Below are 13,571 nucleotides of genomic sequence, written 5' to 3'. Positions count from 1 at the left end.
TGCGACTTCTGCCAGATCGACACGGGCAAGCCCGCCGACTACGACACGGACGAGCCGCGACGCGTGGCCGAGTCCGTGGCGAGGATGCGCCTGCGCTACGCCACCGTCACGGGCGTCGCCCGCGACGACCTGCCCGACGAGGGCGCCTGGCTGCACGCCGAGACCGTGCGGGAGATCCACCGCCAGAACCCGGGAACCGGCGTCGAGATCCTCGCGACCGACTTCTCCGGGAACCCGGACCTGCTCGGCGAGGTGTTCTCCTCGCGGCCCGAGGTCTTCGCCCACAACGTGGAGACGGTCCCGCGGATCTTCAAGCGGATCCGTCCCGCGTTCCGCTACGAGCGCTCGCTCGGCGTGATCACCCAGGCGCGCGACGCGGGGCTCCTGACCAAGTCGAACCTCATCCTCGGCATGGGGGAGGAGCCGCACGAGGTGCTGGAGGCGCTCGAGCACCTCCACGACGCCGGCTGCGACATCATCACGCTGACCCAGTACCTGCGGCCGACGCCGCGGCACCTGCCGGTCGCCCGCTGGGTGACGCCCGCCGAGTTCGTGGACTTCAAGACGGCGGCCGAGGAGATCGGCTTCCTCGGCGTGCTGGCCGGTCCCCTTGTCCGGTCGTCCTACCGGGCGGGGCGCCTCTGGGCCCAGTCGATGGTGGCGAAGGGGCGCGCGATCCCGGAGTCGCTGCAGCATCTCGCCGATTCGACCCTCGGGTTCGCGCAGGCGGTCGGCTGACGGGTCCCGGACGTTATCGTCCTGGGACCCGAACCACGGGCGCGGGGGCAGCGCCGGGACGGCCCGGCCCGTAGCATCCCCGCCATGCAGCCGGGCCCGGACCGATACGCGAGGGCCCTCGCGGCGGGTCTGCGCAGCGGCGCGCTCTGGTACGCGACGATCACGCTGGCGATGGCGACCATCGCCGAGGCGGAGGCGCTGCTACCGGGGATCGGGATCGACGGGGTGCTCCCACCGCTGATCGGCACCCTGGTGGCTGCCGCGGCCGGTCTCGTGCTCGGCGTGCGGATGACGAGACGGCTCCGGTGGATCGTCGCGATCGGCGCCTTCCTGCTCATGGAGGCGGGGTTCGCGTTCTACCTCGCCACCGTGCAGGTCTCCCTCGACGACACGACGGCGTCGTTCGGCCTGTCCCTGTTCAAGGCGGCGCTGATCGCGTACTGCGTGAACGCCGGCAGGCGCTGGGCACCGGCGACCTTCAGCATCGCGGTCGTCGTCGTGTCCGAGCTGCTCTGCGCGGTGCTGGGCCCCCGGTTCGGATACCGGTGGGCCTTCGACGGCGCCGAGTTCGGCGCACTCGCGATCGTCGTGCTCGCGAGCGTCGGCTTCGCGGTGTCCCGGCACCGGGCGGAGGCGCCGCGGCGCGCACTCGTCCGCGCCGCCGACGAGGACGCCCTCCTCCATACCCGGTCCATCGCCCGGTCCCGCGCCGCCCGCGTCGTGCACGACACCGTGCTCAACGACCTCGCCGTGCTCGCCACGAGCGAGCCGGGCAGGCTCTCCCCCGCGCTCACCGCGCGGCTCTCGTCGACCCTGGAGCTGCTCGCGTCCCCCGACTGGGACGCCGAGCCGGAGCCCGATGCCGGAGCCGGCGCCCCCGGCCCCGTCGAAGCGGCGGTCGACCGAGCCACGGCCGCCGGCCTCCGGGTGCAGGTCGACGGTGAGCTGTCCGCGCTGCGCGGCCTCGACCCCGAGGTGCGCCGGGCGCTGGGCGGCGCGATCGACCAGTGCCTCGCCAACATCCTCCGCCACGCCGGGACCGACGCCGCCGAGATGACCGTGCTCGCGGAGTCGGAAGGCGTCTCCGTCATGATCACGGACGCCGGGGCCGGCTTCGACGTCGAGGATGTGGCCCCCGACCGGATCGGACTCGCGGGGTCCGTCCGTGCCCGGATCGAGGAGGCAGGAGGATCGGTCCGCGTCTTCGCGCGGCCCGGCGTGGGCACGACGGTGCTGCTCACCGTCCCGCGTGCACCCGCTGACGGACTGATCGGGTCGGACGCCTGATGCGCCTCGAGCGCACGCTGCAGCAGCAGGACCCGCTCGATGCGGGGGAGTCGGCGAGGCTCTTCGCCTTCGGGGGCGGATGCCTCGCCCTGCTCGCCGCCGTCGGGATGACCGCCGTCGGGGCCGAGGAGGTCGCGAACTGGTCGCTGGAGATCGCCGCGATCCTGATCGTCGCGCTCACGGGCGTCGTCGCGACGGTGACCTCGAGCCCGTTCCGCGGGCCCTTCCGCATGCGGAGCCATGTGCTCGTCACCGGCCTGTCGCTGCTCGCCTTCCTCCTCGACGAGCTGGCGCAGCTCGGCTCGAACGACCTCGTGCACGACGACTGGGGGCTCGTCACCGTGCCGATCTTCCTGTTCGTGGTCGCCGCGATGCGGCCGGCGCAGGAGGTGCTCGTCGGCGGCCTCGTCGCCGCGCTCGTGGTCGGGGCCACCGCCGCCGTCGTCTCCCCGTTCGTCACGTTGCAGGTCTCGCCGTTCACCCGAGCGTCCATCGCGATGACGTCGATCGTCGCGCCTGCGGCGGCGTCCGCGGCCTTCGCCAGGGCGGCGCTCGCACGGCTGCTGCGCGCTTCGGCGCAGCGGACCGGCATCCCCACCGTCGACCAGGTCGTGCGGCTCACCGTGCAGCAGGAGACCATCGCCCGCATGGAGGCGGAGGTCGTGCCGCTGCTCGAGGACATCCTCGCCGCCGGCGCACTCACCGACGGCGACGGCCGCCGAGCACGAGCGCTGGCCACCGGCCTCCGCACCGCCGTGCTCGCCGACCTCCGCCGCGACTGGCTGAGCGAGGCGGGCTTCGTCGTCACCGACCGGCAGGGATACGTCGAGCGGATGAGCCCCGAGCAGCGCACGGCGGTACGCGGCCTCGTCGGCGCGGTACCGCTGCTCGATCCCGCGCGCCCCGGCACGGCGGTGGTGGTCGGCCAGGATCTGGAGGCGGTGCTCGAGCTCACGCTCCCCGTGGGGTCCCGTCCACCGCGGTCGGTGATCGCGCCGCTGCTGCCGGTGCTCCGCTCGGTGTTCCCGCACGTCGACCTGCGCAGCGACGACCACGCGGTCGTGCTCGTCGCCGAGGTGCCCGTCGAGCGCTGACCGCGCGGTCCGACGGCCACCGGCGCCGATGTGCAGGTCCCGGTGCCGTCTGCAGGTTCCGGGGGCCCGATCCGTCCTGCACACGGCACGCGAACCTGCATCCGGCGCAGCACAGGTGCCGCTCGGGCCGGTGAGGCAGGCTCGGTGGCCCCGACCCGAGGAGCCCCGTGGCCGACCCCTTGACGCCGAAGCCGGCGGATGCCGGCGTGACCGGTGAGCTGCGCCACGACACCGCGGTGGGTTCGACCCCGCTGACCTCGTGGTCCACGACCGCCGGCCGCAGCGCGGCGCACGCCGCCGTGCAGGTGTCCCGGCGGATCGGCGCGCACGGCGCGCTGGCGGCGACGCTCGCGATCGGGGTCGTCGTCGTCTTCCTGCTCGCCTTCCTCGCTTCGCGCGTCTACGACGCCGTGACCGAGCGCGACGGGGTCGCGGGCCTCGACGTCCCGGTGCTCCATGCCGCGATAGGCATGCGCTCACCGGTGTCCGACGGAATCGCTGCCGCCGTCGCCATCGGCTTCGGGCCGGTGGGGATGCCGATCCTCGCGCTCGTCGCGATCCTGCTGCTGGCCCTGCGGCGCCGGTCCTGGACACCGGTGATCCTCATCGCGGCAGCGGGCCTCGGCTCCCTGGCCATGACGATCGCGGGCAAGGACATCATCGGCCGGCACCGACCGCTCCACATCGACGCGATCCCGCCGTTCGAGACCTCGCCCTCGTTCCCGAGCGGGCACACGTTGAACGCCACGGTCATCGCCGGGGTGGTCGCCTACCTGCTCGTCCTGCGGCGCCGCACCGCGGCCGGGCGCACCGTCACCGTCGCGGCGGCCGTCGTGATCGCGCTGGTCGTCGGCCTCACCCGCATCCTGCTCGGGGCCCACTGGTTCACCGACGTGCTCGCCGGCTGGCTGCTGGGCCTGGCGTGGCTGGGCATCGTGATCACCGCGCACCGGCTCTACCTCACCGCGAGGCAGCGCGGGGCACCGGCCTGACCGCCCCGACACGGCACCCACGGGCGGCTCCCCGGATCCGTGGGGAGCACGTCCAGCGTGCCGCGGATCATGGTTGGCATGAGCACCTACCAGCAGGCGCCGCGTGTCGCCCTGCAGGACGCCCCCGAAATCACGCACCGGCACGGCTGGTGGTGGAAGGGGCTGCTCGCCGGGCTGCTGCTCTGGGGCCTCAGCATCGTCGTGACGATCGTGACGCTGAACACGAACCTCGTGCCCACGCTGATCCTCGTCGGCAGCTTCCTCGTGCCGTTCGCAGTCGTGCTGTTCGCGGCGGAGCGGATCAGCCGCAACTTCACCGTCACCCACCTGATCGTGGCGTTCTTCGTCAGCGGCGTGCTCGGCGTCCTGGGCGCCTCACTGCTCGAGTCCCGGCTGCAGGCGACGCCGCTGCTCTACTTCGGGGTCGGCCTCATCGAGGAGGCGGTGAAGGCGGTGCTGCTGATCGTCGTCGGCCGCAGCCTCGTGCCCAAGACCGCCAGGCAGGGCGCCCTGCTCGGTGCGACGGTCGGCGCGGGCTTCGCCGCGTTCGAGTCGGCGGGCTACGCCTTCAACGCGGCCATCACGAGTCAGGGGATCAGTCTCGCGAGCCTGCTCCAGTCGGAGGTGCTGCGGGCGCTGCTGACCCCGCTCGGGCACGTGCTCTGGACCGCCGTGTTCGGTGCCGCGCTGTTCGCCGCGGCCCGCGACGGCCGCCGGTACCGGATCACGCTCGGGGTGATCGGCGTGTTCCTCGGCGTCTCCATCCTGCACGCGCTGTGGGACTCGATGAGCGGGATCGCGTCGATCCTGGCCGTGGTGATCACGGGCAACGCCGTGCCGGCGCTCGAGTACGGCATGCTGCGGCCCGGCACCGGGGCGGCGGTGCAGGAGCTGACGTTCGCCTTCTACGTCGTCGGGCTCGCCGTGCTGTCCGTCATCGGCATCCTCACGCTCGTCGGACTCGTGCGGCGGCGCCACCGCCGCGACGCGGAGGTCGTCGACGCGCACTACGCGGGTAGCGCCTGAGCGATGCCCGCCCGGGGGCTCAGGCGGGCTGCGCCGCGGTCGTGAGCACGCGCTCGAGCACGTCGATCGCGTGCTCGAGATCGGCCTCGTCGATGACGATCGGCGGCGCGAACCGCACGGTCTGACCGTGCGTGTCCTTCGCGAGCACGCCTTCCGCCATCATGCGCTCGCACACCTGGCGGGCGGTACCGACGGCGGGATCGATGTCCACGCCCGCCCAGAGGCCGCGCACCCGCACTGCGGTCACGCCGCGACCGACGAGGGCCTCGAGGCGGCGCTGGAGCACCGCGCCCAGCTCGCGCGCCCGCTCCTGCGGCTCACCGGTGGCGAGCATCCGCACGACGGCCCGGCCGACGGCCGCCGCGAGCGGGTTGCCGCCGAAGGTCGACCCGTGCTCGCCGGGTCGCAGCACCCCGAGCACGTCGCGGTTCCCGACCACGGCGGAGACCGGGACGATGCCGCCGCCGAGGGCCTTGCCGAGCAGGTAGAGGTCCGGCACGACGCCGACCAGGTCGCAGGCGAAGGTCGCGCCGACGCGGCCCAGGCCGGACTGGATCTCGTCCGCGATGAACAGCACCCGGTGCACGTCGCAGAGTCGACGCACGGCGGGCAGGTAGTCCTCCGGCGGAACGATGATGCCCGCCTCACCCTGGATGGGCTCGAGCAGCACCGCGACGGTGGTCTCGTCGATGGCAGCCTCCAGCGCCTCTGCGCTGCCGTAGGGCACGATGCGGAAGCCGGGGGTGTACGGGCCGAAGTCGTCGCGTGCCGACGGGTCGTCGCTGAACGAGACGATCGTGGTCGTGCGGCCGTGGAAGTTGCCGCTCGCCACGACGATCGTCGCGCGGTCGTGCTCGACGCCCTTCACGCGGTAGCCCCACGCGCGGGCGACCTTGATGCCGGACTCGACGGCCTCGGCGCCGGTGTTCATCGGCAGGACCATCTCCTTGCCGGCGAGCGCGGCGAGCTCGGCCGCGAACGGCTCGAGCTGGTCGTTCTCGAACGCGCGGGAGACGAGCGTGACGCGGTCGAGCTGCGCCTTCGCGGCGGCGATCAGAGCCGGGTGCCCGTGGCCGAAGTTGACGGCCGAGTAGGCGGCGAGCAGGTCGAGGTAGCGCCTGCCCTCGACGTCGGTCACCCAGGCGCCGTTCCCGCTCGCCACCTCGACGGGCAGCGGGGAGTAGTTGTTGGCGAGCGCGCTGCCGGCCCGGGTCATCGGGCGATCCGCAGCTCGAGGGTGCAGCACTTCACGCCGCCGCCGCCGCGCAGCAGCTCGGACAGGTCGAGGCCGATCGGGGTGTAGCCCCGCTCGCGCAGGGACGCCTCGAACCCCTTCGCCTTCGCGGCGATGACCACGTTGCTGCCGTCCGAGATGGAGTTGAGACCGAGCCACTGCGCGTCCTCGGCGCTCACCTCGACGGCGTCGGGGTAGCGGCGCTGCAGCACCGCGCGGCTCGCCCCGTCGAACGCCTCGGGCAGGTACGCGATGTTCGCGTCCGCCCCCTCCGGATCGAGCACGGCGATCGCGGTGTCGAGGTGGTAGAAGCGGTCGTCGACGAGCTTCAGCGTGACGACCTCGCGGTCGAAGACCCGCGCGAGCTCCGCATGGCTCTCGATGCTGGTGCGGAAGCCGGTCCCCGCGAGGATCGCGTCGCCGACGAGCAGGAGGTCGCCCTCGCCCTCGTTGATCTCGCGCGCCTCGTGCACCTCGAAGCCGCGGGCGCGGAACCAGTCGCCGTAGGCGGGGCCCTCCGCCTGGCGCTCGGGGTGGGTGAACTTCGCCGTGTACGCCTTCCCGTCCAGGGTGAAGCCCCCGTTGGCGCTGTAGACCATGTCGGGCAGCCCCTCGATCGGGTCGATCAGCTCGAGAGTGTGGCCGAGCCGGTCGTAGGTGTCGTAGAGCGACTGCCACTGCTGCAGGGCCAGCGCGGTGTCGGTGGGCACCTGCGGGTGCATCCACGGGTTGATGCGGTACACGACGGTGAAGTGCTCGGGACGGCACATCAGGTAGTGGCGCGAGAGCGCCGAGCGGTCGGCGACGTCCGTTGCGGCCGGGACGGTCTGGGACACGAGGAACCCCTTCGGATCAAGACGGAGAGACTTCTGGCCGGACCGGGTCGACGGCCCTTCCAGTGTGCCAGCGGATGGGGGCAAGGAAGGCGATCGCCACGCATCACTTGTGCGCGACTTGGCGCCCGGACGCAACGATTGCTAGCGTGAAGGGGTGGATTCCATCGACTCCCGCATCCTGGACCTGCTCAAGCGCAACGCGCGTTCGGCGTACGGCGACATCGGGGCGGTGGTGGGGCTGTCCGCGTCGGCGGTCAAGCGGCGCGTCGACCGGCTGCTCGCCGAGGGCGTGATCCGCTCCTTCACCATCCAGGTGGACCCGGCCATGGAGGGCATGAGCACCGAGGCCTGGGTGGAGCTCTTCTGCCGGGGCACCGTCTCGCCCACCGAGCTGCGCCGCATCCTGTCGGCGGTGCCTGAGGTCGTCTACGCCGGCACAGTGACCGGCAGCGCCGACGCCATCGTGCACATGCGCAGCAGGGACATCCCGAGCCTCGAGCTCGCGCTCGAGCGGGTGCGTGTGGCGCCGAACGTCGACCACACCCGCAGCGCGATCGTGCTGTCCCGTCTCGTGAACCGGATCGGGAACTGACCCGATGGGGTTCGACGTGACGGCGTTCCGCGCCCTGTTCCCCTCGCTCGAGTCCGGCATCGCCCACTTCGACGGCCCCGGAGGCACGCAGACGCCGCAGCCCGTCGCCGACGCGATGGCCCGCACCCTGGCCGGCCCGCTCTCCAACCGGGGACGCGCCACGGCCTCGGAGCGGAACGCGGACGACGCGGTCATCGCGTTCCGCAGCGCGATCGCCGATCTCACCGGCGGTGACCCGCGCGGTGTCGTCCACGGCCGGAGCGCCACGCAGCTCGCCTACGACTTCGCCCGCCACCTCGGCCGCGGCTGGACGAGCGACGACGAGGTCGTGGTGACGCGGCTGGATCACGACTCGAACGTGCGGCCGTGGATCCAGGCCGCCGAGCGGGCGGGCGCGGCCGTCCGCTGGATCGACTTCGACCCCGCCACCGGCGAGCTGGACCTCCGCAGCGCCGAGGCGGCGATCGGGCCGAGCACGAGGCTCGTCGCGGTGACGGGCGCGTCGAACCTGATCGGCACGAAGCCGCCCGTGCGCGCCGTCGCCGACCTCGCGCATGCCGTCGGCGCCCTCGTCTGGGTCGACGGGGTGCATCTCGCGGCGCACACGCTCGTCGACGTGGCGGCGCTCGGCGCCGACCTCTTCGCCTGCTCGCCCTACAAGTTCCTGGGGCCGCACTGCGCCGCGCTCGTCGCGGATCCGGCACGGCTCGAGTCCATCGAGATCGAGAAGCTCGCGCCCTCGACGAACGCGGTGCCCGAGCGCTTCGAGTACGGCACGCTCCCCTACGAGCTCCTGGCGGGCGTGACCGCGGCCGTCGACGTGCTCGCGGGCCTCGGCGGGGCGGATGCCGCGGTGCCTCGCCGCGAGCGGCTCCGCGCGTCGTTCGCCGCCCTGCACGAGCACGAGGCGCGACTGCTCGAGCGGCTCGAGTCGGGCCTGCGCGCCCACGGCGACGCGGTCGTGCTCCACTCCCGGGCGGCCGACCGGACGCCGACGCAGACGATCACGTTCCGTGAGCGCTCCACCGCCGACGCCGCCGCGTTCCTCACGGAGCGGGACATCGCGCTCGGCTCCAGCGACTTCTACGCCTACGAGGCCGCGATCCGGCTCGGCCTGCCGGAGCACGCCGGGCTGCGCATGGGGATCGCCCCGTACACGACCGAGGACGAGGTCGACCGCCTGCTGGCCGGCATCCGCGAGTTCCTCGCGTCCTGAGCTCCACAGCAGGACGACCTCCTGCTGCGCGGCTCCCCGGTCAGGCCTGAGCGACCTCGAGGCCGTGCGCGCCCGCCACGGCGGCGTTGTGCAGGCGCCCCGCTGCGACGTTCACGCCCGCCTTGAGGGCCGGATCGGCGGCCGTCGCGGCCTCCCAGCCACGGTCGGCGAGCGCCAGCACGTAGGGGAGCGTGGCGTTGGTGAGCGCGATCGTCGAGGTCTGCGGCACGGCGCCCGGCATGTTCGCCACGCAGTAGAAGCGGGAGCCGTGCACCGGGAACGTCGGCTCGTCGTACGTGGTGGCCCGTGAGCCCTCGAAGCAGCCGCCCTGGTCGATCGCGATGTCCACGAGCACGGAGCCGGCGCGCATGTCGGCGACCATGGCGTCGGTCACGAGCTTCGGCGCGGCCGCCCCGGGGATGAGCACGCTGCCGATCACGAGGTCCGCGTCGCGGAGGCGTGCGGCGATCTCGTACGGGCTCGAGCGGAGGGTCTGCACGCGGCCCCCGAACCGGGCGTCGAGGGCCTTGAGCTTCGGCAGGCTGATGTCGAAGACGGTCACGTCCGCCTGCATGCCGACGGCGATGGTCGCGGCGTTCTCCCCGGCGACGCCGCCGCCGAGGATCACGACCTTGCCGCGCGGGGTGCCGGTGACACCCCCGAGCAGCACCCCCCGGCCGCCGTGCGGGCGCATCAGCTGCTCCGCCCCCGCCTGCACCGACAGGCGGCCGGCGATCTCGCTCATCGGGGCGAGCAGGGGGAGCGACCGGTCGGGCAGCTGCACCGTCTCGTAGGCGATCGCAGTGGTGCCGGAGGCGAGGAGCGCCTCGGTGAGCGGCCGGTCGGCGGCGAGGTGCAGGTAGGTGAACAGCACCTGGTCCTCGCGCAGGAATCCGTACTCCGAGGCGATGGGCTCCTTGACCTTGAGCAGCAGCTCGGCGGTGCCCCAGACCTCGGCGGCTGAGCCGCCGAGCTCGGCGCCGGCGACCTCGTACTCGGCGTCGCTGTAGCCGGACCCCTCCCCGGCGCCGCGCTGCACGAGCACGCGGTGGCCGTGGCCCACGAGCTCGTGCGCACCCGACGGCGTCACCGCGACCCGCGACTCGTTGCTCTTCACCTCGGTGGGCACGCCGATCAGCATGGGAGACCTCTTCCTCGCTCGCGCGATCCGCTCGCGGCTCCCCCTGGGATACTCCTGCTGTTCGGGAGTTCACCAGAGGAGCCGAATATCCACATGGTGGAGAGACCTGTGGACGAACGATCTTCGGCTATGTTCGGCACTGTGGCTGCCACGCCGAACGAGTCCGCGGCGCGACTCGACGACGTCGACCGGCGGATCCTCGAGGCGCTGCGGGACAACGCCCGCATCCCGAACAACCGCCTCGCGGAGCTCGTGGGCGTCGCGCCGTCGACCTGCCTGCAGCGGGTGCGTGCCCTGCAGGACACGGGGGTCATCCGCCGGTTCACCGTCGACCTCGATCCGCGGCGCCTCGGCTACGGGCTGCACGCCCTCGTGTCGATCCGGATCACGCCCGGCGCCCGAGGGCAGCTCGCTGCCTTCGCCGATCAGCTGCGCTCGCTGCCCGAGGTGACGCAGTTCTTCTACCTGGCGGGGGCGGCCGACTTCATCGTGCACTTCCAGGCACGGACGACCGAGGACCTGCGCGACTTCGTGACGGAGCAGCTGTCGACGAACCCCATCGTCGCCTCGACGAACACGAGCCTGATCTTCGAGCACGACATCGGGGCGCTCCGAATCTGAGCGGCCGCATGTAGTAATCGAATGATTACTCTGTCAACCATGACCTCTCTCGCGCCCGAGCCGACCGACCGCCGCATGACCTCGGCCGAGCGACGGGACGCGATCCTCGCTGCCGCGAGCGTCCTGTTCGGGCAGCGCGGGTACTTCGGCGCGACCACCGATCAGGTCGCGCGGGCCGCGGGCATCAGCCAGCCCTACGTGGTGCGGATGTTCGGCTCGAAGGAGGCGCTCTTCCTGGCCGTGATCGGCCGCGCGAAGACCTCCTTGCTCGCAGCGTTCCGCGGGGCCCTCGCCGACTGGCGTGCGGCCGGTGCGGCGGGCGGCGACCCGTGCGACGCGCTCGGGCCCGCCTACCTGGAACTGCTGCGCGAGCGGGGCGTGCACACGTCGCTCATGCAGGCGTTCATGCAGGGCTCGGAGCCGGCGATCGGCGCCGCCGCGCGCGACGGCTTCCTCGAGATCTGGGCGTTCCTCAGGGACGAGGCCGGCGTCGACCCCGAGACGGCCCGCAGCTTCCTCGCCGACGGCATGCTGATCAACGTGCTCGCGGGCCTCGAGATGCCCCGCGACATGCGGCCCGAGGCGGCCGAGCTGCTCGAGGCGACCCTCGGCGACAAGGCCCGGTTGCTGCCCGGCGCCTGACTCCCGTCAGTGGAAGCGGTGGTCCTGGATCGTGATCCGGGGACCGCGCCGCGGAGGCCGCACCCCGGCCCGGTAGATCAGCCGCACGACGCGCTGGCGGTGGCCGCGCCACGGCTCCAGCAGCTCCAGCATGCCGTCGTCGTCGACGGCGCGGCCGACCAGCGCGGTACCGACGAGGGTCGAGAGGTGCAGGTCGCCGATGCTCGGCGCATCCGGGTCCCCGTGCGCGCGCTGGCTGGTCTCGGCGGCGGTCCAGATGCCGACGCCGGGCACGGTGCGCAACCGCTTCGCGATCTCGGCGCCGCCGCGGCCGAGGTCCAGGGTGCGCTCGAGGCCCGGCGCGACCCGGGTCGCCTCCACGGCGGCACGGGACCGCTTCGGATCGACACCGGCGCGGTGCCAGTCCCATGACGGGATGCGTCGCCAGCCCTCGGCGGTGGGCGCGACCGTCATCCCCGCTGGGGCCGGGCCGGGCGCCGGCGTGCCGTGCCGCGTCACCAGCCACGCCCAGGACCGATGCGCCTCCAGGGTCGTGATCTTCTGCTCGAGGATCGCGGCGACCATCATCTCCGCGACCTGCCGGCACCGGGTGAGCCGGAGGCCGGTGCTGCGGCGCCGGGCGTCGGCGAGCAGCGGGACCGACGACACGTCGAGGTCCGACCAGTCGTCGCCCGCGCCGAGCAGCTCGGGGACGCCGTCGATCGCCCATTCCGCGCCCTGCCCCCAGGCGTGCGCGCGCACGGCGCCGTCCTCCCGCTGCACGAGCCGCAGCGTCGCCGGGCCGGACGGCGTGGTCGTGGTGCGCCACACCGCGACGCCGTCGCGCCGGAACGTCGGGTCGCCCGCGCCACGGCGGAGCGGCGCGATCGTCGCGGCGAGATCGACCGGTTCCGCCGGGTCGTAGACGGTGGTCGCGTCCGACACCCGTTCGGGGGTCGTCGTGGCGATCACCGGCACAGCGTAGGAACGCCGGGCGACGTCCGCGAACCGACACTCCGGCGCGTCCGGCGCTGCAGCGGACTCGGGCCGCACACGGGGTCGCTGGCTAGCCTCGCGCCATGACCACCACCACGCCCACCGATGAGGAGCGCGCGACGCTCGCCAAGCTGCTGAAGAAGGCGCGGATCGCCCTCATCACGACCGTGAGCGCAGACAACCAGCTCGTGAGCCGGCCGATGGCCGTCAAGGACCGGGAGTTCGACGGGGACCTCTGGTTCTTCACCGAGGACCCCTCGCACAAGACCGACGAGGTGCGCACGAACCCCGAGGTGAACGTGGCGCTGGAGTCCGGATCCGGCTGGGTGTCGATCGCGGGCGTCGCCGAGATCGTGAAGGACGCGGCGAGGATCGACGACCTGTGGGACACCGGCGCGGAGGCCTGGTTCGAGCACGGCCGCGACGACCCGAAGGTGGCGCTCCTCAAGGTGACCGCCAGGACCGCGGAGTACTGGTCGACGGACGAGCCGAAGCCGCTCGTGCTCTTCAAGTACGCGAAGGCCGCCGTTACGGGCGGACAGCCGAAGGTCGGCGAGTCGCACACGGTCGACCTCGAGTCGTGACCGTCCGGGCGGTCGTCGTCGCCGACCGGGACGGCCGCACGGCGGGGGAGGTCGCCGACGCCCCGGATCCTGAGGCCGGCGTCGGCGAGGTGCTGCTCGAGGTCGACCTCTCGTCCCTCAACTACAAGGACGCCATGGCGGTCGCCGGGCGTCCCGGGATCCTCCGCGGGCTGCCGAAGACGGCGGGAATCGACGCGGTCGGCCGCCTGCCCGACGGGCGGTCGGTGGTGGTGACGGGCGCCGGCCTCGGCGAGCGGCGCGACGGCGGGCTCGCCGAGCGGGTGGCGGTCGACCCCGCGTGGATCGTCGAGGTGCCGATGCCGTTCACCCCGCAGCACGCGGCGGCGATCGGGACCGCCGGCGTCACCGCCGCGCTGTCGGTGCTGCGGCTGCAGCGGCTCGCGCCGCCGCCGGGACCCGTGCTCGTCACGGGGGCGGGCGGCGGGGTGGGTGGCTTCGCGGTCGCGCTGCTCGCCGCCTCCGGCTTCGAGGTGGTGGCCTCGACCGGTCGGACGGAGCAGCTGGGCGACCACCTGCGCGGGCTCGGAGCGAGCGACGTCGTGCCTCGCCTCGATGCCGAGCCCGGCAGACCG

The 13,571-nt window shown here is 73.1% G+C and carries 14 protein-coding genes and 1 pseudogene; 11 read left to right on the top strand and 4 right to left on the bottom strand.

Translation table 11 applies throughout. The features are described from left to right. The 5 genes from JWQ92_RS12455 to JWQ92_RS12435 all read left to right on the top strand — a co-directional run. A partial coding sequence (locus JWQ92_RS12455; RefSeq protein ID WP_297344778.1) for a lipoyl synthase occupies nucleotides 1-738 on the top strand: 738 nt, incomplete at its 5' end. Nucleotides 739-822: 84 nt separating this feature from the next. Further along, complete coding sequence (locus JWQ92_RS12450) at nucleotides 823-2,025, top strand: ATP-binding protein (protein WP_297344777.1); 1,203 nt, start codon at nucleotides 823-825, stop codon at nucleotides 2,023-2,025. After that, the gene (locus tag JWQ92_RS12445) at nucleotides 2,025-3,119 is read left to right on the top strand and encodes a hypothetical protein (RefSeq protein WP_297344776.1); all 1,095 of its coding nucleotides are present in this window, start codon (nucleotides 2,025-2,027) and stop codon (nucleotides 3,117-3,119) included. The genes JWQ92_RS12450 and JWQ92_RS12445 overlap by 1 nt, the downstream gene beginning before the upstream one ends. 167 nt (nucleotides 3,120-3,286) lie before the next feature. Continuing rightward, entirely contained in the window at nucleotides 3,287-4,111 is an 825-nt protein-coding gene (locus JWQ92_RS12440; protein WP_297344775.1) for a phosphatase PAP2 family protein, read from the top strand. 78 nt (nucleotides 4,112-4,189) lie between these two features. Continuing rightward, on the top strand, nucleotides 4,190-5,137 hold the full coding sequence (locus tag JWQ92_RS12435; RefSeq protein WP_297344774.1) for a PrsW family glutamic-type intramembrane protease: 948 nt from the start codon (nucleotides 4,190-4,192) through the stop codon (nucleotides 5,135-5,137). A 19-nt stretch (nucleotides 5,138-5,156) separates the two neighbouring features. Here JWQ92_RS12435 and rocD read toward each other — a convergent pair whose 3' ends face one another. After that, entirely contained in the window at nucleotides 5,157-6,353 is a 1,197-nt protein-coding gene (gene rocD, locus JWQ92_RS12430) for an ornithine--oxo-acid transaminase (protein WP_297344773.1), read from the bottom strand. After that, a complete protein-coding gene (gene ddaH / locus JWQ92_RS12425; protein WP_367276736.1) occupies nucleotides 6,350-7,207 on the bottom strand; it encodes a dimethylargininase in 858 nt (285 codons plus the stop codon). Before ddaH ends, rocD begins: the two co-directional genes overlap by 4 nt. 154 nt (nucleotides 7,208-7,361) lie before the next feature. On the opposite strand from ddaH, the gene JWQ92_RS12420 reads away from it, so the two are divergent. Both JWQ92_RS12420 and JWQ92_RS12415 read left to right on the top strand, forming a co-directional pair. Next, nucleotides 7,362-7,799, top strand: coding sequence for an Lrp/AsnC family transcriptional regulator (locus JWQ92_RS12420; RefSeq protein WP_297344772.1), 438 nt, complete (start codon nucleotides 7,362-7,364; stop codon nucleotides 7,797-7,799). A gap of 16 nt (nucleotides 7,800-7,815) precedes the next feature. Further along, nucleotides 7,816-9,015, top strand: coding sequence for a cysteine desulfurase-like protein (locus JWQ92_RS12415; RefSeq protein WP_367276735.1), 1,200 nt, complete (start codon nucleotides 7,816-7,818; stop codon nucleotides 9,013-9,015). Between the two features lie 40 nt (nucleotides 9,016-9,055). Here JWQ92_RS12415 and ald read toward each other — a convergent pair whose 3' ends face one another. Next, nucleotides 9,056-10,156, bottom strand: a complete 1,101-nt coding sequence (gene ald / locus JWQ92_RS12410; RefSeq protein WP_297344770.1) for an alanine dehydrogenase — start codon at nucleotides 10,154-10,156, stop codon at nucleotides 9,056-9,058. A 141-nt stretch (nucleotides 10,157-10,297) separates the two neighbouring features. Here ald and JWQ92_RS12405 point away from each other — a divergent pair, with 141 nt between their 5' ends. Both JWQ92_RS12405 and JWQ92_RS12400 read left to right on the top strand, forming a co-directional pair. Beyond that, nucleotides 10,298-10,777 (top strand): Lrp/AsnC family transcriptional regulator, encoded by a 480-nt coding sequence (locus JWQ92_RS12405; protein ID WP_367276734.1) that lies wholly within the window; start codon nucleotides 10,298-10,300, stop codon nucleotides 10,775-10,777. 39 nt (nucleotides 10,778-10,816) lie between these two features. Then, nucleotides 10,817-11,419 (top strand): TetR/AcrR family transcriptional regulator, encoded by a 603-nt coding sequence (locus JWQ92_RS12400; RefSeq protein WP_297344768.1) that lies wholly within the window; start codon nucleotides 10,817-10,819, stop codon nucleotides 11,417-11,419. Between the two features lie 6 nt (nucleotides 11,420-11,425). Here JWQ92_RS12400 and JWQ92_RS12395 read toward each other — a convergent pair whose 3' ends face one another. After that, entirely contained in the window at nucleotides 11,426-12,370 is a 945-nt protein-coding gene (locus JWQ92_RS12395) for a DNA-3-methyladenine glycosylase 2 family protein (protein ID WP_297344767.1), read from the bottom strand. A 107-nt stretch (nucleotides 12,371-12,477) separates the two neighbouring features. Here JWQ92_RS12395 and JWQ92_RS12390 point away from each other — a divergent pair, with 107 nt between their 5' ends. Together JWQ92_RS12390 and JWQ92_RS12385 are read left to right on the top strand one after the other, a co-directional pair. Beyond that, nucleotides 12,478-12,978 carry a pyridoxamine 5'-phosphate oxidase family protein gene (locus tag JWQ92_RS12390; RefSeq protein ID WP_297344766.1) on the top strand — a complete coding sequence of 167 codons (501 nt, stop codon included), beginning with the start codon at nucleotides 12,478-12,480 and terminating at the stop codon, nucleotides 12,976-12,978. Continuing rightward, nucleotides 12,975-13,571, top strand: a pseudogene (locus JWQ92_RS12385) (oxidoreductase); the annotation flags it as partial. The gene JWQ92_RS12390 and the pseudogene JWQ92_RS12385, both read left to right, overlap by 4 nt.

The sequence above is a fragment of the Amnibacterium sp. genome, assembly GCF_025463795.1.
Taxonomy (GTDB): Bacteria; Actinomycetota; Actinomycetes; order Actinomycetales; family Microbacteriaceae; genus Amnibacterium.
Note: the sequence above shows the minus strand (reverse complement) of the source record. Positions and strands in the feature narration are given on the sequence as shown.

What these genes read in the sequence shown, in the direction of transcription:
- JWQ92_RS12450 (WP_297344777.1), top strand. Translation starts at nt 823, where the DNA reads ATGCAGCCGGGCCCGGACCGATACGCGAGGGCCCTCGCGGCGGGTCTG.
- JWQ92_RS12445 (WP_297344776.1), top strand. Translation starts at nt 2,025, where the DNA reads ATGCGCCTCGAGCGCACGCTGCAGCAGCAGGACCCGCTCGATGCGGGG.
- JWQ92_RS12435 (WP_297344774.1), top strand. Translation starts at nt 4,190, where the DNA reads ATGAGCACCTACCAGCAGGCGCCGCGTGTCGCCCTGCAGGACGCCCCC.
- rocD (WP_297344773.1), bottom strand. Translation starts at nt 6,353, where the DNA reads ATGACCCGGGCCGGCAGCGCGCTCGCCAACAACTACTCCCCGCTGCCC.
- ald (WP_297344770.1), bottom strand. Translation starts at nt 10,156, where the DNA reads ATGCTGATCGGCGTGCCCACCGAGGTGAAGAGCAACGAGTCGCGGGTC.
- JWQ92_RS12400 (WP_297344768.1), top strand. Translation starts at nt 10,817, where the DNA reads ATGACCTCTCTCGCGCCCGAGCCGACCGACCGCCGCATGACCTCGGCC.
- JWQ92_RS12390 (WP_297344766.1), top strand. Translation starts at nt 12,478, where the DNA reads ATGACCACCACCACGCCCACCGATGAGGAGCGCGCGACGCTCGCCAAG.